This window comes from Agrobacterium larrymoorei (assembly GCF_013322225.1).
In the GTDB taxonomy this organism is placed as follows: Bacteria; Pseudomonadota; Alphaproteobacteria; order Rhizobiales; family Rhizobiaceae; genus Agrobacterium; species Agrobacterium larrymoorei_A.
In genome coordinates this window covers 28,272-46,269 of record NZ_JAAMFB010000011.1, presented here as the reverse complement: position 1 = coordinate 46,269, position 17,998 = coordinate 28,272, and the positions used below count along the sequence as shown (strand labels likewise).

Sequence of the window (17,998 nt, the reverse complement as noted above, 5' to 3'; positions counted from 1 at the left end):
TTGCCAACCGGTTCTTGCGAAAAACAACGGCAAAGAGAATTGCTGCGAAGCAGGCCCAGCCGCATTGTGAAAGTCCGTCTTTTCCGTTATGGGACCGCTTCAATAAACTAAACCAGCGCCGCCAGCATCGGCGTCAACTAAGAGATTTGTCATTATGAATCGTCGCCGCCGTATTTACGAAGGCAAGGCCAAGATCCTGTACGAGGGTCCGGAGCCGGGAACTCTCATCCAGTTCTTCAAGGACGATGCCACTGCCTTCAACAAAAAGAAGCATGAAGTCATCGATGGCAAGGGCGTTCTGAACAACCGCATTTCGGAATATGTCTTCACGCATCTGAACAAGATCGGCATTCCCACCCACTTCATCCGCCGCCTGAACATGCGCGAGCAGTTGATCAAGGAAGTGGAGATGATCCCGCTCGAGGTCGTCGTGCGCAATGTCGCGGCCGGCTCCTTGTCCAAGCGCCTCGGAATCGACGAAGGTGTGGTTCTGCCGCGTTCGATCATCGAATTCTATTACAAGTCGGATGCGCTGGAAGACCCTATGGTTTCCGAAGAGCACATCACCGCTTTTGGCTGGGCCAACCCTGCCGAGCTGGATGACATCATGGCGCTTGCCATTCGTGTGAACGACTTCCTCTCCGGTCTTTTCCTTGGCGTCGGCATCCAACTGGTCGATTTCAAGATCGAGTGCGGACGTCTCTACGAAGGTGATATGATGCGCATCATTCTCGCCGACGAGATTTCGCCGGATAGCTGCCGTCTGTGGGATATCGAAACGCAGGAAAAGATGGACAAGGACCGTTTTCGCCGCGATATGGGTGGGCTTGTCGAAGCCTATTCGGAAGTCGCACGGCGTCTCGGCATCATCAATGAAAACGAACCGATCCGTGGCACGGGTCCGGTTCTCGTCAAGTGACATCAGGGGAGCTTCAGGTGATCAAGGCACGGGTGACTGTTACGCTTAAAAACGGCGTTCTCGATCCGCAGGGTAAAGCAATCGAAGGCGCGCTCGGCAGCCTCGGTTTCGATGGCGTCGGCCAGGTTCGTCAGGGCAAGGTTTTCGATCTTGAACTGAACGCCTCCGACACGTCGAAGGCAGAAGCAGACCTGAAGGCGATGTGCGAAAAGCTGCTCGCCAACACGGTTATCGAAAACTACTCCATCGCCATCCTCTAAAATCGGGAGCCATGCGCCCATGAAATCCGCAGTCGTCCAGCTTCCTGGCCTCAATCGCGACCGTGACATGATCGCGGCTTTGACGAAGATTTCAGGCGAGGCCCCTGTCACCATCTGGCAGACGGAAACGCAAATCCCCGATGTGGATCTGATCGTCATACCGGGTGGCTTCTCCTATGGCGATTACCTACGCTGCGGCGCGATTGCCGCGCGTATGCCGGTGATGCAGGCCATCCGCGAAAAGGCGGAACAGGGCGTCAAGGTTCTGGGCGTCTGCAACGGCTTTCAGATCCTCGTTGAGTTAGGTCTTCTGCCGGGTGCGCTGATGCGCAATTCCTCGCTCAAATTCGTCTGCCGCGAAGTGAAGCTCGAGGTCGTCAACAACGACACCGAATTCACTCGCACTTATGATAAGGGCCAGATCATCCGCTCGCCTGTCGCTCACCACGATGGCAACTACTTCGTAGAAGCGGAAGAGCTGAAGGCACTGGAAGATAACGGTCAGGTCGTTTTCCGGTATGCGGAAGGCACCAATCCGAACGGCTCCCTGAACGATATCGCTGGCGTAATCAATGCCAAGGGCAACGTTCTCGGCATGATGCCGCATCCGGAAAACCTTATCGAAGCCGCGCATGGCGGCAAGGATGGACGCGGCATATTCGCCTCCGCTCTCGGCGTCATTGCAGCGTAAATATTAACAAAGCCGGGTTAAACCGGCTTTGTTGTATCTCGTACCAGTGGATTGAAGCGATGAACCGCCTGCCCCTCCGCAATGTTCTCACTATCGCAGGCCTCGGCCTCGTCGCACTCTCTCTCGCCGCTTGCCAGTCTGAGAAAAAGCCTGCGGCCAGCGCGGCCTCGCAGGCCGCGTTGCCGGTCATGGAGCGCATCGCACTCGGCGCCAATGCCTGCTGGTTCAAGTCGGGTGATCCGGCCTTCAAGGCCTACCGCCTTGCGCCAGAGCTGAATTCCTTCTCCGGTCGACCTCGTATTCTGGTCGTGCCGCGCAACAGCCCGGAATCGCGCCCGATGCTTGTCGTTCACGCGGAAGGCAATCCGGCAAAGCTAGATGCCTTCGGGCCAATGATGAACGAGGCGAACGCCACGCGCATCGCCGCCGATGTCAAACGTTGGGCAAACGGCGGCAAAGGCTGCTGACCACGACAAAGAAAAACTCGCTGAGCCGGTTGGGACGGGCGCAGCGAGCTTCGATTGGCAATACTTAAGTCGGCATTACCAATCCGGGATCAAAGCGATCTCGTCAGCCTCGATAAGAGGCGGGACTTATCCAGCTCCTCATCGGTCTGCCCACGCGAGATGCCGATATCACGCAATTGCTCAGGCGAAAGATCGCGCAAGGACAATCTGCTTTGGCGCTTGCTACACCATACGGAAATGGCACAGAAGATTTTGCCCGGCATCGTACGCGCTGGCAGTCGAGGAAACGGCCTCGCATCCAGCATATCACATGAATCGCGAAATACATGGTCGCGCTCATCGTTGTCCGGATGAATTGTATCGATTGTCACTAAATATTCGTTCAGCTTGCGCATATCGCACCTGTATTATTCTTCAGAGGCTACCTGCCTTCCGCCGAAACAATAAATACATTTGACTCGAATACTGATACAATGCATAAATTGTCACCATGACAAATTGGCTTCCAGACTTGACGAAAGGCAGCGGCCCAATCTACCTGCGCCTTGCCGAACACATCGAAAACGCAATTGCCAGCGGCACTCTAGCGGCTGGCACGAAGCTGCCGCCGCAAAGAAATCTCGCTTTCGATCTCGGGGTGACAATCGGCACCATCAGCCGCGCCTACTCACTCATTCATGAGCGTGGGCTGGTCAGCGGTGAAGTCGGGCGCGGCACTTACGTCAACGAAAGGCGAACGCTTACCCCCAAACCGAAAGATGTTGACGGCCCTTTCGGCGGAACTCGGGTCGGGATCGAAGCTGATGCGGGCCACATCATGCTCAATGGCACCGCCGCTCCAAACATCGGCCAGCAAAGTATCATTAACAGCCACATCAGCGACATCATGCAGGAACACCCGAACGAGATCACCGATTACACGCGCGGCTTTCCAACAAGCTGGACCGACGCAGGCGTGAAATGGCTATCCCACGGCGACTGGTCACCCAAGCCGGAGGGCGTGGTGGCGACACTTGGAGCCCATGCCGCAGTGTTGAGCGTCATCTCGGCCATGACTGCGCCGGGAGACCGCATCGTCTTCGAACCCGTGACCTATTCGCAGGTCAGTCGCGCTGCGGTCCTGACCGGGCGGCGGATATCGCTGGTCGAGATCGATGAGCATGGTATCGTGCCGGATGATTTCGAGCGCGTCTGCGCCCAGCAGCATCCGAAACTGATATTCCTCATGTCCTCCGCGCAAAACCCGACTTGCGCGACGCTACCACTGGAACGGCGCAAGGCAATCGCAGACATCGCCCGCCGTTACAATGTCTGGATCGTGGAAGACAATCTTTATGGCGCGATGCGCAACGATGGCATTCCATTGATTGTCGAACTTGCGCCGGACCAGACGTTTCTGGTTGGTGGACTATCAAAATCGGTCGGCGCTGGCCTGCGGGGCGGATGGGTCGCCTGCCCTCCCCACTTTGTCGCGCGGGTCCGCGTTGCCCACAAAATGCTGACGGGCGGCGTGCCGTTTCTGATGGCAGAGCTTTCGGCCCGGCTCGTAAACAGCGGCGATGCCTATGATATCCATAAGGATTGCATTGCCGAAATCCGCGCCCGGGAGGCGATCGTTCAGGCGACCTTTGATGGCTTGGACTTCAACTCCGCACCGGAAATCGCTTTTGCCTGGGTGAAGCTGCCTGAGCCATGGCTTTCCGGTACATTCCGCAGCGCCGCCATGAAGGAAAAAGTCTTCATCGATGACGAGGACGAATTTAAACCGGCCCGCACCGACAGAATTTTCCACCGGGTTCGCGTGAGTTTTTCTCTACCTAGAACGCACGCGGAGTTGCAACAGGGACTCAATATATTGCGACGCCTGTTGGACAATGGCACGGCGGGTTACGACAGCCTTGAGTAGCCACACCGCAACCAGTGGATTTGCCGCTTCGATAAGGCATTTTCCTGTCGCACGAAGGCGTGTCTTAGGGTAAAGAACCGAAAACTCCCGTACCGGCTCGAACCCCGTGAGACCTATGACACTTCCAAATCATATTCAGATCACCCCGGAACTCGTTGCATCCCACGGGCTAAAGCCCGATGAATACCAGCGTATCCTCGACCTGATCGGACGCGAGCCGAGCTTTACCGAGCTTGGTATCTTCTCCGCGATGTGGAACGAGCACTGCTCTTACAAATCCTCCAAGAAATGGCTGAAGACCCTGCCGACTACGGGTCCGCGCGTCATTCAGGGGCCGGGCGAAAATGCCGGTGTGGTTGATATCGACGATGGCGATGTCGTGGTCTTCAAAATGGAAAGCCACAACCACCCTTCCTACATCGAGCCTTATCAGGGCGCGGCAACCGGCGTTGGCGGAATCTTACGTGACGTCTTCACCATGGGCGCGCGCCCGATTGCGGCCATGAACGCACTGCGTTTCGGTGCGCCTGATCATCCGAAGACCCGCCACCTCGTGGCTGGTGTCGTCGCCGGTGTCGGCGGTTACGGAAACTCCTTCGGCGTCCCGACTGTCGGTGGCGAAGTCGAGTTCGATCAGCGTTATAACGGCAACATCCTCGTCAACGCGTTTGCCGCTGGCCTTGCCAAGTCCGACGCGATCTTCCTGTCCGAAGCCAAAGGCGTCGGCCTGCCGGTCGTCTATCTCGGTGCAAAGACGGGTCGTGACGGCGTCGGCGGCGCAACCATGGCCTCTGCGGAATTCGATGAATCCATCGAAGAGAAGCGCCCCACCGTTCAGGTCGGCGACCCCTTCACCGAAAAGTGCCTGCTGGAAGCCTGCCTCGAACTGATGAAGACGGGCGCCGTCATCGCCATTCAGGATATGGGTGCCGCTGGCCTCACCTGCTCCGCCGTTGAAATGGGCGCGAAGGGCGATCTCGGCATCGAACTCAACCTCGATCAGGTTCCGGTGCGCGAAGAGCGTATGACGGCTTACGAAATGATGCTGTCCGAAAGCCAGGAGCGTATGCTCATGGTTCTGGAACCCTCCAAGGAAGAAGTTGCCAAGGCGATCTTCGTCAAATGGGGTCTGGATTTCGCAATCGTCGGCAAGACCACGGACGATCTGCGCTTCCGCGTTCTGCATAATGGCGAAGAAGTCGCCAACCTGCCGATCAAGGAGCTGGGCGATCAGGCTCCGGAATATGATCGCCCATGGACGCAGCCCAAGGTTTCCGCCCCGCTTGCCGAAAATGACGTGCCGGAGGCAGATGTTGCCGACGCGCTGGTAAAGCTCATGGGCTCGGCCAACAACTCCTCGCGCCGCTGGGTTTACGAGCAGTACGACACGCTCATTCAGGGCAACTCGCTTCAACTGCCGGGCGGTGACGCTGGTGTCGTGCGCGTTGAAGGTCACGAGACAAAGGCTCTTGCCTTCTCGTCTGACGTGACCCCGCGCTATGTCGAAGCCGATCCGTTCGAAGGCGGCAAGCAGGCCGTGGCCGAATGCTGGCGCAACATTACCGCAACTGGCGCTCTGCCGCTGGCGGCAACCGATAACCTGAACTTCGGCAACCCTGAAAAGCCGGAGATCATGAGCCAGCTCGTGCATGCCATCAAGGGCATCGGCGAAGCCTGCCGCGTTCTCGAATTCCCTATCGTCTCGGGCAACGTCTCGCTCTATAACGAGACCAACGGTCAGGCAATTCTGCCGACACCAACCATCGGCGGCGTTGGTTTACTGAAGGATTGGGGCAAAATGGCCCGCATTCGCTTCGCCGCTGCAGAAGAAGTCATTCTCGTCGCTGGCGCACCGGAAGGCCTCGGCACGCACATCGCACAGTCCGTCTACATGCGTGATATCCATGGCCGTATCGATGGCCCTGCCCCGCATGTCGATCTGGAAAACGAAAAGAAGACTGGCGACTTCGTCCGTTCCATCATCACCGAAGGTCTGACGAGCGCAGTTCACGACTGCTCCTCCGGCGGTCTGGCGCTTGCCGTTGCCGAAATGGCAATAGCATCCGATATCGGTGCGACCGTGGATGACGTTTCAGGCAACCCAATTGTTGCTTTCTACGGTGAAGACCAGGGCCGCTACGTTTTAACGGTGAAGCAATCCGACCTCGAAGCCGTCAAGGCGCAGGCAGCTTCAGCAGGCGTTTCGCTTGTTGCCATCGGCAAAACCGGCGGCTCCGCCGTTAAGCTGGGTAAGGCTCGCGCGGTCGAGATTAAAGAATTGCGCAACGCCCATGAATCATGGTTCCCTCAGTTCATGGACGGCGAAACGCTCGTCGCTGCAGAATAATAATTGAGGAGTAGACACCATGCCCATGAAGCCCGGCGACATAGAAGACATGATTAAAGCCGGAATTCCCGGAGCGAAGGTAACCATCCGTGATCTCGCCGGCGACGGTGACCACTATGCAGCTGAAGTCGTAGCGGATGCCTTCAAGGGCAAGACCCGCGTCCAGCAGCACCAGATGGTCTACGACGCGCTGAAGGGCAATATGGGCGGCGTCCTGCACGCGCTTGCGCTACAGACGTCTGCACCGGAATAACCCTGCCTTACGACTTGAAATGAAAATGGCATGTGTGATGACATCACGCAGGCCATTTGTTTTTGGGAACGGAAGTACTTGCTCCGTTTTCTCCCAACCACTGCCGTCATCCTCGCCCTTGAGGCAAGGATGACGCTGGAGGGTTAGGTTCGGCTAGAACAGCTTTTGAGAACCAGTTGCTCTACCGGAACATCTGCGGCGCTACATCCGACCGCAACTCCGCAAAAGACGCCGAAGGCAGCGGCCCCGCCGTCAGCAGCGTAAAGTCGAAGCCGGACTTGCGGTCAGAGCCCAGCACATATTGACGGTGCATGCGCAGGAAATTCAGTTTGTTCTTCCTGTAACGCTCGTCCGAAAGGGAGTGCTTGAACTTGATCCGCACCAACCTTGGCTGAGCGGCATCGGCATGGCCTGTCAGCACCGCCGTATTGCACTTGTAGAGGTGGATAGGGTCCGAGATGCATTGGATATCGAACCAGTTCACCGCGTGGTGACCAGCAAGAATGCCGATGCTTTTTCGCAGACGCATTGCGCTGGAAACGAAGGCACATTGCAAGGCGGCACCGCCAAGCGTGACGAAGGAGACGTTGCGTCCGTCGAAGGCGTTCGGCTTCAGTTCGAGTACGCGTGCGGCGACGGCGAGCGCCAGGCTTGCGCCCATGCTGTGCGACACGAAGAGCACTTCGTCGCAAGGTGTGTGCAGCGCGAGCAATACCTTGTCCGCGCGATCATCGATCCATTCCCGCGCCATCGGCTCGTCGCGTCCGACGATCAAGGCAAAGCGCCAGTCTGCGAACAGGTGCAGCGTGTGGAAACGTTGGGAGAAGCGCATGACGCAGAAGACGAAAAACGCATATCCCGCAGGGATGCTGAGAAGACAGAGTAGCGGCGAGATGCCGAACATAAGTGGCAGGCTGGCGATGAGGCACGAGAAAAGAAGCCCGCAAAGAATGAACAGATATGGGAACAATAAAAACAGCCCGAAGCGCCACGCATGGCGAAAATATTGTGTTGCCGCACCTTCCGCGATGATCCCTGCCCCGGCCCTGAAGCCGAGTGCGATCTGTTTCCATACGGGGATTGCGCGCAATTGCGAAATGATGGCGTTGTGATCGTGGATGTAAATCGTGGATGTTGTGCGTTCCGGCCCCACCGCCGAGGTCACGTCAATGCGGCTTCCCGCTTCCGTCTGCTCGACGTCGCTTACCGTGTAATCGACCCCGAAGGTCTTGCCGGATTGCGCTGCACTTCGGCTGTAACGCTGCTGATGCGCCTTTGCGTCTAACGGGTCGAAACCGGGGAAATAAAAGACAAGACGTGAGTTGACAGACGCCATGATAGCGAGCCTCAGGTTCGAGAAAGCCCCGAAAGGATCGCTTGATACAGTGGGTTACGCCCGTATAGTAAAGACCGTGGCTTAATTATGATTTTACATCATAATCAGGCGATATGCCGGTTCGTTATTGCGAGGTTTGCTTGTCCAAAATAGTCGAAGATATCATCGGTAACGTGGTCAAAGGCGCCATGTCGGAAATCCTATCCAAAACCGGCGTTCGCAAGACGAGAAGAACGCGCGGAAAAGCGAAAGCTGGCACCTCTCTCGGTGGCGGCATCGTCGGAAGCATTCTGGAGGCTGCCCTCGGCGGAAAGCCCGCCCGGAAGACCAAACGAGCGCCCGCAAAAAAGCAGGTCAGCAAGCGCCGTACCGCCGCTGGGAGAAGTAAGCAGCGTTCTCGGTAAACCTACCGTCTGGAGAGTAAGTCCGTCACGGTAACAAACTGGAAGCCCCGCGCTTTCAGGCCATCGATGACCTTGGGCAAAGCTTGGCGGGATGCCTCCCGGCTTCGATACATGACGTGCAGCAGAATGATCGAGCCGTGGCGCGCATTCTCGATGACATGTTTTTCCATCGCGTCCGCATCCTCGGCAATATCGGCGTAGGATTCGGGCTCCACATCCCAGGTAATGCTGGTGCGTTCGGTTCGTGAGAGATACCACGGCAGCGTCACCAGCTTCTTGCCGTAGGGCGGGCGGAAATAGATTTCACCCTGATAGTCAGCATTTCGTATGGCCCGATCCGTGCGTTCGATTTCGTCGCGGATTTTATCCGTGCTCATCAGAGCCATGTCCGAATGGGAATAGGAGTGGTTGCCGATCTGATGGCCGCGGCGCACGATATCGGCTGCCAAAGCTGGGGTTTCTTCGATTTCCCTGCCGGTCAGGAAGAAGGTCGCCTTGACGTCGCGATCATCCAGAATGTTCAGCACATCCCGGGTGTAGCGAAGCGTCGGCCCGTCATCGAGCGTCAGCGCTACCACCGGCTGGGCTGTTTCCACGCGGGGAAGGATCTTGCCGAAAATCTGGTAGCTGCGCGCCTTGCTGAGCTGAAAAATCCCGAACAGCGCCGCGAAAGCAAAAAGTAAAGTACCTGCCGCTATCAGATATCTGCGCAAAGCCTGCCTCGGAATCGATTAAGTAGGCGATCAACGAAATACAGCTTCCAAGCGAAAGAATGGCAGCGGTTTTCATTTCAAACACTCTGCCTTTTTTCGGCTTTACGACTGGAAATAATGGCATTCCGTGTTATTTAAGAGCGAACGAAGCAGCGGCCTTGAACCGCATGTGAAAGGAATTCGGCCATGAGCGGCATCCACGAAATGATCGACAACGAAGTGAAGAACAACGACATCGTTCTTTTCCTGAAGGGCACCCCGCAGTTTCCGCAGTGCGGATTTTCCGGTCAGGTCGTTCAGATTCTCGATTACCTTGGCGTTGAGTACAAGGGTGTGAACGTGCTTTCGGATGCCGATATTCGTCAGGGCATCAAGGATTACTCCAACTGGCCCACCATTCCACAGCTCTACATCAAGGGCGAATTCGTTGGTGGCTGTGACATCGTGCGAGAGATGTTCCAGTCCGGCGAACTGCAAAGCCACTTCCAAGAACAGGGTATCAGCGTCCGCGGCGCGGCCTGATTTCGGCCGGTTCGAACCGGCCCATCCTGAACGTCAAAAATCTCTGCCAGGCGTTGCCCCAAGCAACGCCTTTGCCGTTCTTTCGGGACAACATCTTTGAAAAATCCCTCACAATCCACTTCCCGCTCCATCACCATGGGGCGCACGGAATTCATATGTCTGGCCGCAGCGCTGATGGCGCTCAATGCGCTCGCCATCGACATCATGCTGCCTGGCCTACAGGAGATCGGGGCTTCGCTCGGTGTCGATAATGAAAATCATCGTCAGTATGTCATCTCGGCTTATCTTCTCGGCTTCGGCGTAGCGCAGCTTTTTTACGGACCCATCGCGGACCGCTTTGGCCGTCGCAAGCCTATGCTGTTTGGCCTTGCGATCTACATCATCTCTTCCATCGCCGTGGTGTTCATACCGTCTTTCGCCGGACTTCTGGTTCTGCGATTTATTCAGGGCATCGGCTCTGCTGCAACGCGTGTCATTACCATCTCCATCGTTCGCGATATCTATGGCGGCCGTCAGATGGCGGAAGTCATGTCACTGATCATGATGGTCTTCATGGTCGTTCCAGTGATCGCGCCGGGGACTGGTCAGATCGTCCTTTTCTTCGGTGACTGGCACCTGATCTTCGGCTTCATGGCGGCGATCGCGGCCATCGTTTCCGTCTGGATGTATATCCGAATGCCCGAAACGTTGCATGCAGAAGACATTCGCCCACTCACCGTTTCATCGGTGATCGGCGGCTTCAAGATCGTTCTGACGAACCGTGTTGCGCTGTGCTACACCATCGCCAGCACCATCATTTTCGGCGCGCTGTTCGGCTTCATCAACTCCGCCGAGCAAGTCTACAAGGGTATCTATGGTCTCGGTGCGTGGTTTGCTGCAGCTTTTGCGGCAGTGGCGCTTTTCATGGCCTTGTCCTCTTTCCTGAATTCGAAGCTCGTTGGCCGTTTCGGCATGCGAAAGCTGTCGCATGGCTCACTGCTTGGCTTCATAGCCATCACATTCGTCTGGCTACTGATTCAGATCTTTGGACCACAGCCCATGCCATTCGCGCTGTTCCTCGTGCTTTTTGCGCTGTCCATGTTCCAGTTCGGTCTCATCGGCTCGAATTTCAATTCATTAGCCATGGAGCCACTCGGCCACGTCGCAGGCACGGCTTCGTCAGTGATTGGGTTTTTAGGAACGGTTGGCGGATCGCTGATCGGTGCCGCAATCGGACAGGCATTCGATGGAACCGCCCTGCCCATGGTCGCTGGTTTCTTTATCGTATCCGTATTCGGGCTCGTGTTCGTTTTGATCGGTGAAAAAGGTCAGCTTTTCCAAGCCCACAACAAACCAACTCACTGATCGAAACCAACTTAATAAAAAAGGCGCGGATGCCCATCCGCGCCTTTTTGCTTATCTCATGGTGTGTTTTCAGACAGTAAAAATCTGTTCACGGAGCAGCGTCCATGTCTCCTTGTCCGGCGCAAGCAGCAGACCACCGCTAACGTGATGCGGCAAGTAATGCGAACCGTCGAAACGCGCCGCATAGGCACCGGCCTCCTGTGAAATAAGCGTGCCTGCGAGGTGATCCCAAGGCATCAGCTTGTTATACATCAGGAAGTGCATATGCCCGCCGCAGAAGATACGGTATTCATGCGCCGCGCAGCGATAACTCGTAAACAGGCGAACGTCGGCCAGATTATTCAGCAGGCGCCTACGGGCGTCCCCCTCGAAATAGCCTGTGTTGGCAATACCGATCATCTGCGAAAGTTCAGGCGCTGGCGTAACATGCATCTGCGTCTGCGAGCCATCGGCGCTGCACATCCATGTACCGGACCCTTTTTCTGCGATCACCCAGTCATTACCCATCGGATCGAAGATGAGGCCTGCAACCGTCTCACCCTTTGAGACGACACTCAGCATCACACCGAACAAGGGAAGACCCGACGCAAAGTTAAAAGTGCCGTCGATAGGATCGACCACAACGGCAAGCTCCGCACCACCGAGCTTATCCAGAAGAGCGGGGTCTGCAGCTACCGCTTCCTCGCCAATGAACAGGGCGTCAGGCATGAATTCCGCCACGCGCGCGCGGATCAGACGTTCCGCCGCCTCGTCAGCTTCAGTCACAAGGTCGATTGCCTCGGTCTTCACCCGGATATCACCGTCTCCGAGATTGCGAAATCGAGGGAGAATTTCTACTGCCGCAGCTTCTTGCAAAGCATTGGCCAATGAAGCGATATCGAGTTCAACGGACATGGCTTTTCCTTGTTTTACGTTCAAAGCATGACAGGCAGGGTTGCCCGCCTGTCGGCGCCGTCAGGATGACGGATCGGTGACACCGAGCCCCGAAAAGTCGAACAGCTTCGTGTCGAGAAGATGCGAAGGGTTTACATGTGAAAGTGCTCGCAGCATCACATCCTTACGGCCAGGCATGCGTCGTTCGATATCTGCGAGCATGTCCTTCATCGCGTTGCGCTGCAAACCATCCTGAGAACCGCACAGATCGCAAGGAATGATCGGAAACTGCATCGCTGTCGCAAATTTCGCCATGTCCTCTTCCGCGCAGTAGGCGAGCGGGCGTAGTACCATCAAATTCCCCTCGTCGTTCAGCAGCTTTGCAGGCATGCCTGCGAGACGCCCGCCATGGAAGAAATTCATGAAGAATGTTTCGAGAATATCTTCGCGATGATGTCCCAAGAGCAGCGCATCGCAGCCTTCCTCGCGGGCAATGCGGTAGAGATTGCCGCGTCGCAGGCGCGAACAGAGCGAACAGTATGTACCGCCCGCAGGCACCTTTTCCTTCACGATGGAATAGGTATCGCGATATTCGATGCGGTGCTCGATGCCGATCTTCGTCAGATATTCCGGTAAGATATGCTTGGGGAAATTGGGCTGTCCCTGATCCAGATTACAGGCGACGATTTCCACCGGAAGCAGGCCGCGCCATTTGAGATCGAGCAAAAGCGCCAGTAGCCCGTAGCTATCCTTGCCGCCTGAAAGCCCAACAAGCCAGCGTTTCTGGCCTTTCAGCATGTCGAAATCATCGAAGGCCTGCCGCACATTTCTCAACAGGCGCTTGCGCAGCTTGTTGAAGGAAACCGAGCGTGGCGCATCGGCAAAAAGCGGATGCGAGCCACCAGCCTCTTCGACCTCAACTGTTTCCTGCAAGTCATCGATATTAGCGGACATGTTCATGGTAATCTCGCTTGCTCTCCAACGGCGAGAGCGTTCCGGCAAAGGGAATGCCCGCATATGCCGCCAAGATCAAGCCCCGAATACAGACCAGCCCATCTCGTTCGCCAGCATTTCCAATGCATCCGACCCCAGTGCGGAATTGCCAACCTTGTTCAAACCGGGTGACCAGACGGCGATGGAAGCCTTGCCTGGGGCAACCGCCATAATGCCGCCACCCACGCCGCTCTTCCCCGGCAGGCCGACATGGTAGGCGAAATCGCCCGACCCGTCATAATGGCCACAGGTGAGCATAAGCGCATTGATACGTTTGGCACGTTTGTCCGAAACGACATTGTGACCCGTTAGAGGATTGCGCCCCCGATTGGCCAGAAACAAACCCGCGCGGGCAAGCTGTACGCAGCTCATCGATAATGCGCATTGGTGAAAGTAGACGCCGAGCGTGTATTCGACAGGATGATGGAGATTGCCGAAGCTGCGCATGAAATTGGCCAGCGCAAAGTTACGGAAACCGGTTGCGTGTTCGGATTTGGCCACAGTGTTGTCGATGGAAATCGTTTCATCATCTGCAAGGTAACGAACGAAACGCAGAAGCTCACCGATAGCCTCACGCGGCTGGTGGCCCGCCAGTACCATGTCGGTCACAACGATGGCGCCTGCGTTGACGAATGGATTTCGCGGAATACCGTGCTCATGCTCCAGCTGGACGATGGAGTTGAAAGCGGACCCCGATGGCTCGCGCCCTACCCGCTTCCACACCGATTCGCCCGCCTTGCCAAGCGCAAGGGTCAACATGAAGACTTTGGAAATGCTCTGGATTGAAAAGGGTACGGCAGCATCGCCAGCAACGAAGGTTTCACCATCGACGGTCGTGACGGCAATGCCGAAGTGGCGGGGGTCTATCTTGGCAAGTTCGGGAATATAGTCTGCGACTTTTCCTTCACCGAGACGCATCTGCATGCGTTCATGGATGGAATTCAAGACTGCCTGAATGTCTTTCATGCCCCTGCCCGACGATGAAGAAGTGATATGACGAAGACCGTAAGCTAGAGGCGAAGAAGTTTGCCTCAAACTCGACGTCATCCTCGGGCTTGACCCGAGGATCTGACCACGGTTTATGTTGTGATTAGTTAGATCCTCGGGTCAAGCCCGAGGATGACAAGCAGAGGCCTTCAAGCCCACTCAAATCAAGCACGTATCAAATAGACGACGAGCGTGCCTTCGTCGTCACATCGAAGGCCTTCATCACGTAGCTGTCGCGATCGTAAACGTCGTCAAAATACTGGACCTTGCCATCCTTGTCCGGCCACGCCGTGAAATACGACACGTAGACGGGAATCTTGACCGGCACCTGCACGGCGCGGTTCTGGCCGGACGCAATCTGCTTGTTCACGCTATCCTCGCTCGTGCCGAGAACAGCGGCGGCCATCCGGCGTGGATCTACCAGACGGATACAGCCATGGCTGAGCGCACGCATATCCTTATTGAAGAAGCTCTTCGCAGGCGTGTCGTGCATGTAGATGGCATGCGCATTCGGGAAGAGAATTTTCAAATCTCCCAGCGCATTGTCACTGCTCGGTGGCTGGCGCACGGAAATGGCATTGGTCGAGCCGTACCAGTTGACGTTGGATGACGAAACCGGGCGGCCATTGACCGATACTTCATAGCCGAGGCGATCCAGATAATGTGGATCGTTGCGCAGCTTCGGCAGCATTTCGTTGACGATAATGGACTGCGGAACGCCCCAATACGGGTTGAACTCTACCGTCTGGATTTCATCCTGGAAGAAGTATGTCTGGTTCGCCTTGGAGCCGATAACGACCTTCATGCCAAATTGCTCGATACCCTGCTCATGATAGTAAGCCATGAACGCGGGCTGGTTTATGAAGACGAAACGTTGACCAAGATCGGCTGGAAGCCAGCGAACCTGCTCCATGGCCACTTCCAGCTTGGCAATCTTGGCTTCGTTGCTGTCACCGGTCATGGCACGCACGGTAGCGCGACCAATCACGCCATCCGGCTTCAAGCCGTTTTCGCTCTGGAACGCCTTTACGAGGTCCACCAGTTCTGGCGAGTAGTCAGATGTTTCCTGGTAGCCGGACAGCGTCGCCGCATGGCTAGTCTTGAAGGCTGGCGAAGCGCGGTGCTCGATAGCCTTTACCACTCTTGCCATCTCGGCGTTATTTTCGCCTGGCTTTAAAATCAGATCGGCGGAAACGGCGATGTGGTTCTGTAGATCCTTGTCCTCGTTGCGAAGCGTGGAAAGCTCCGCCTTAAGAGCCTGGTACTCTTCATTGGAAGGCTCACGCGAACGAAGATAGGCGGTAACGTCCGGGCTCATGGAGGCAAGCTTCAAGACTGGAGCCAGATTGACCGTCTTGCGCTTGAAATCATGGTAGCCGGACAGCTTGTTGGGATCGACGCGACCGCGAAGCGTGTCCTGAACATAGGCCAGAACCTTGGCAGAAAGCGCTAGTTCGAACTGCATCATGGCTGGCGAGCCAGTCACAGTTTCCTGCGTCACCGCAACAGTCTGCACCTGCGCCTGCGATTGCTCCGTAATGCTTGCTGTAACGTCCTGCGATGGCGCAGAGATACTGTAATCGGCAGGGTTCAAGCCGCTGTCGCCAACCGTTTCGAAGAATGCGAGCACAGCGCTGGCACGTGCGCTGATATCGCCGTTATCGACCCAGATTGCCTTCCCACCGGCTCCATAATAAGCCTCAAGAGCCTTAGCGACGTCCGGCGTGGCTGAGAGCTTTGCGGAGGCAAAAGCAGAACCGAATTTCGACGTATCGACGGCACGCGCAGCATCCGCCTTGTAAGTATAGTAGCGAGGACCGGACACCTTCGGCAGCGGCTCAGGATCGGCATCGCCCGCAGCCTTTAGTTCCTTCTGGGTAGAAACGCCTGGCAAACCACGGTCCTGACGCTCACGTTCCACCTTGCCGGGTCCGCCACGCAGCAGGTCCATCAGCGTAATGGCATTGGCGGTGGTTGGAGCGCTTACCGAGACGGAAAGACCGAGAGCCACCATGAATGCCGCCGATATTTTTCCAGAAGTGATTTGCAATTTAGTCCTCATCGCGTCCTGCGCCATCTTCATCGTGGCGCGTGAAAGTACAAGCTTGTCTACCTGATTGGCCCGACGTTTGGAAGAAAACGCACGAAGCGCAGTCTCGTGCCAACGCACGTATGCCAACACGTTAAAAAACGCATTCGTGGCCACAGAGTCCGGTAGGAATAGTTAAATTTCTCTTTAATTTCCTAGGATTGCCCTAACAAGTTTTCTTAGTGCACAGGGCTTCAACAACATCGATGCACCAGTTACCGAAAAGTCACGCCGCTGGACTTTCGAATCTACCCCAAAATATGACGAGTGCATTCATGACAGGCTTTCCATGAAACGCCTATGGCTCTATATGTCTGCGCGCGCAGGACGTGCGGAGAGGCCGTCTTGCCGGAGGACCACACACAAGAGGCAGGACTGATGACAGCCACACGCACGGAAACCGATACTTTTGGCCCGATCGAAGTCGCTAGCGACCGCTATTGGGGCGCGCAAGCACAGCGTTCGCTCGGAAACTTCAAAATCGGTTGGGAAAAGCAGCCCGCTTCCGTCGTGCGCTCGCTCGGCATCGTCAAACAGGCTGCCGCTCGCACCAACATGGCGCTCAGCGGTCTGGATGCGCAGATCGGCGAAACAATTATAAAGGCCGCGCAAGAAGTCATCGATGGCAAGCTGGATGACCACTTCCCGCTGGTCGTCTGGCAGACCGGTTCCGGCACCCAGTCAAACATGAATGCGAACGAGGTGATTTCAAACCGCGCCATCGAGATGTTGGGCGGCGTTATGGGCTCGAAGAAGCCCGTTCACCCGAACGACCACGTTAATATGAGCCAGTCGTCCAACGACACCTACCCGACCGCAATGCATATTGCATGTGCGGAGCAGATCGTTCACCACCTGCTGCCGAGCCTCAAGCATCTGCACGCAGCGCTGGACGCCAAGGCAACGGGCTTCGCCCACATTATCAAGATCGGTCGCACGCACACGCAGGACGCAACGCCGCTGACACTCGGCCAGGAATTCTCCGGCTATGCCGCGCAGGTTGCCTCCGCCATCAAGCGCATCGAACTCACACTTCCTGGCCTTTGCGAACTGGCACAGGGCGGCACCGCCGTCGGCACCGGCCTCAATGCACCGGTCGGCTTTGCCGAGCAGGTAGCGGACGAGATCGCAAAGATTACCGGGTTGCCATTCGTCACAGCACCGAACAAGTTCGAAGCATTGGCCGCACATGACTCCATGGTCTTCGCACACGGCGCCATCAATTCTGCTGCTGCCGCGCTCTTCAAGATTGCCAACGACATTCGCTTCCTGGGCTCCGGTCCCCGCGCCGGTCTCGGCGAACTGGCACTGCCGGAAAACGAACCCGGTTCTTCCATCATGCCGGGCAAGGTCAACCCGACCCAGTCCGAAGCCTTGACGCAGGTTTGCGCCCACATCTTCGGCAATCAGGCCGCGATCACCTTTGCCGGTTCGCAGGGTCACTTCGAACTGAACGTCTACAATCCGATGATGGCTTACAATTTCCTGCAGTCCGTCCAACTTCTGGGCGATGCGGCGGTTTCGTTCACCGATAACTGTGTCGTTGGTATCGAAGCACGTGAAGACAACATCAAAAAGGGCGTCGAAAACTCCCTGATGCTGGTGACCGCGCTGAACAGCAAGCTCGGATATGACGCCTGCGCGAAGATTGCCAAGACCGCTCACAAGAACGGCACCACCCTTCGCGAAGAAACCGTTGGCGGCGGCTATCTCACCAATGAAGAGTTCGATCAGTATGTTCGCCCCGAGAACATGATCGGCCCCAAGTGATCTAGCGCGTCCGCTTTTATCTTTAAACCGGCGACGCCCGCGTCGCCGGTTTTTTAGAATGCACCTGCTGCTCAAAAGCTGTTTATAAAACAGTAATATAACTAGATAAACTTACCCGCAAAAT

At 56.3% G+C, this 17,998-nt stretch carries 18 protein-coding genes; 11 read left to right on the top strand and 7 right to left on the bottom strand.

The features are described from left to right. Positions 1 to 154: 154 nt before the first annotated feature. The 4 genes from purC to G6L28_RS06380 are packed head-to-tail and all read left to right on the top strand — an operon-like array spanning position 155 to position 2,337. Positions 155 to 919: a phosphoribosylaminoimidazolesuccinocarboxamide synthase gene (purC, locus tag G6L28_RS06395; RefSeq protein WP_174062953.1), complete on the top strand. Its 765-nt coding sequence runs from the start codon at positions 155 to 157 to the stop codon at positions 917 to 919. Between the two features lie 17 nt (positions 920 to 936). Beyond that, the gene (gene purS / locus G6L28_RS06390) at positions 937 to 1,179 is read left to right on the top strand and encodes a phosphoribosylformylglycinamidine synthase subunit PurS (RefSeq protein WP_174062952.1); all 243 of its coding nucleotides are present in this window, start codon (positions 937 to 939) and stop codon (positions 1,177 to 1,179) included. Between the two features lie 19 nt (positions 1,180 to 1,198). Next, positions 1,199 to 1,870: a phosphoribosylformylglycinamidine synthase subunit PurQ gene (gene purQ, locus G6L28_RS06385; RefSeq protein WP_174062951.1), complete on the top strand. Its 672-nt coding sequence runs from the start codon at positions 1,199 to 1,201 to the stop codon at positions 1,868 to 1,870. Positions 1,871 to 1,929: 59 nt separating this feature from the next. Next, entirely contained in the window at positions 1,930 to 2,337 is a 408-nt protein-coding gene (locus G6L28_RS06380) for a hypothetical protein (protein ID WP_174062950.1), read from the top strand. 89 nt (positions 2,338 to 2,426) lie between these two features. On the opposite strand, the gene G6L28_RS06375 is transcribed toward G6L28_RS06380, so the two are convergent. Then, on the bottom strand, positions 2,427 to 2,732 hold the full coding sequence (locus G6L28_RS06375; RefSeq protein WP_174062949.1) for a DUF1127 domain-containing protein: 306 nt from the start codon (positions 2,730 to 2,732) through the stop codon (positions 2,427 to 2,429). A gap of 95 nt (positions 2,733 to 2,827) precedes the next feature. Between G6L28_RS06375 and G6L28_RS06370 the strand changes: the two genes are divergently transcribed. From G6L28_RS06370 to G6L28_RS06360, 3 genes are all read left to right on the top strand, one after another. Continuing rightward, entirely contained in the window at positions 2,828 to 4,243 is a 1,416-nt protein-coding gene (locus G6L28_RS06370) for a PLP-dependent aminotransferase family protein (RefSeq protein WP_174062948.1), read from the top strand. A 115-nt stretch (positions 4,244 to 4,358) separates the two neighbouring features. Further along, positions 4,359 to 6,590 (top strand): phosphoribosylformylglycinamidine synthase subunit PurL, encoded by a 2,232-nt coding sequence (gene purL, locus G6L28_RS06365; protein WP_174062947.1) that lies wholly within the window; start codon positions 4,359 to 4,361, stop codon positions 6,588 to 6,590. A gap of 19 nt (positions 6,591 to 6,609) precedes the next feature. Then, a complete protein-coding gene (locus G6L28_RS06360) occupies positions 6,610 to 6,843 on the top strand; it encodes a BolA family protein (protein ID WP_003516012.1) in 234 nt (77 codons plus the stop codon). Positions 6,844 to 7,024: 181 nt separating this feature from the next. Here G6L28_RS06360 and G6L28_RS06355 read toward each other — a convergent pair whose 3' ends face one another. Continuing rightward, positions 7,025 to 8,179: an alpha/beta fold hydrolase gene (locus tag G6L28_RS06355; RefSeq protein WP_174062946.1), complete on the bottom strand. Its 1,155-nt coding sequence runs from the start codon at positions 8,177 to 8,179 to the stop codon at positions 7,025 to 7,027. 140 nt (positions 8,180 to 8,319) lie between these two features. On the opposite strand from G6L28_RS06355, the gene G6L28_RS06350 reads away from it, so the two are divergent. Then, positions 8,320 to 8,583: a hypothetical protein gene (locus G6L28_RS06350; RefSeq protein WP_174062945.1), complete on the top strand. Its 264-nt coding sequence runs from the start codon at positions 8,320 to 8,322 to the stop codon at positions 8,581 to 8,583. A 2-nt stretch (positions 8,584 to 8,585) separates the two neighbouring features. On the opposite strand, the gene G6L28_RS06345 is transcribed toward G6L28_RS06350, so the two are convergent. Then, positions 8,586 to 9,296, bottom strand: coding sequence for a polysaccharide deacetylase family protein (locus G6L28_RS06345; protein ID WP_174062944.1), 711 nt, complete (start codon positions 9,294 to 9,296; stop codon positions 8,586 to 8,588). Positions 9,297 to 9,482: 186 nt separating this feature from the next. Between G6L28_RS06345 and grxD the strand changes: the two genes are divergently transcribed. Continuing rightward, complete coding sequence (gene grxD, locus G6L28_RS06340) at positions 9,483 to 9,818, top strand: Grx4 family monothiol glutaredoxin (RefSeq protein WP_174062943.1); 336 nt, start codon at positions 9,483 to 9,485, stop codon at positions 9,816 to 9,818. Between the two features lie 135 nt (positions 9,819 to 9,953). Continuing rightward, positions 9,954 to 11,162 carry a multidrug effflux MFS transporter gene (locus tag G6L28_RS06335; RefSeq protein WP_174063086.1) on the top strand — a complete coding sequence of 403 codons (1,209 nt, stop codon included), beginning with the start codon at positions 9,954 to 9,956 and terminating at the stop codon, positions 11,160 to 11,162. Positions 11,163 to 11,231: 69 nt separating this feature from the next. Here the strand turns inward: G6L28_RS06335 and G6L28_RS06330 are convergent, their stop codons facing one another. The 4 genes from G6L28_RS06330 to G6L28_RS06315 form a co-directional block, all read right to left on the bottom strand. Next, positions 11,232 to 12,056, bottom strand: coding sequence for an inositol monophosphatase family protein (locus G6L28_RS06330; protein ID WP_174062942.1), 825 nt, complete (start codon positions 12,054 to 12,056; stop codon positions 11,232 to 11,234). A gap of 60 nt (positions 12,057 to 12,116) precedes the next feature. After that, positions 12,117 to 12,995, bottom strand: a complete 879-nt coding sequence (gene ttcA, locus G6L28_RS06325; RefSeq protein ID WP_174062941.1) for a tRNA 2-thiocytidine(32) synthetase TtcA — start codon at positions 12,993 to 12,995, stop codon at positions 12,117 to 12,119. Positions 12,996 to 13,064: 69 nt separating this feature from the next. Beyond that, positions 13,065 to 13,994: a glutaminase gene (locus G6L28_RS06320; RefSeq protein WP_174062940.1), complete on the bottom strand. Its 930-nt coding sequence runs from the start codon at positions 13,992 to 13,994 to the stop codon at positions 13,065 to 13,067. 196 nt (positions 13,995 to 14,190) lie between these two features. Then, positions 14,191 to 16,029 (bottom strand): L,D-transpeptidase family protein, encoded by a 1,839-nt coding sequence (locus tag G6L28_RS06315; protein WP_174062939.1) that lies wholly within the window; start codon positions 16,027 to 16,029, stop codon positions 14,191 to 14,193. Between the two features lie 453 nt (positions 16,030 to 16,482). On the opposite strand from G6L28_RS06315, the gene fumC reads away from it, so the two are divergent. Then, complete coding sequence (gene fumC / locus G6L28_RS06310; protein WP_174062938.1) at positions 16,483 to 17,874, top strand: class II fumarate hydratase; 1,392 nt, start codon at positions 16,483 to 16,485, stop codon at positions 17,872 to 17,874. Positions 17,875 to 17,998: the final 124 nt, after the last annotated feature.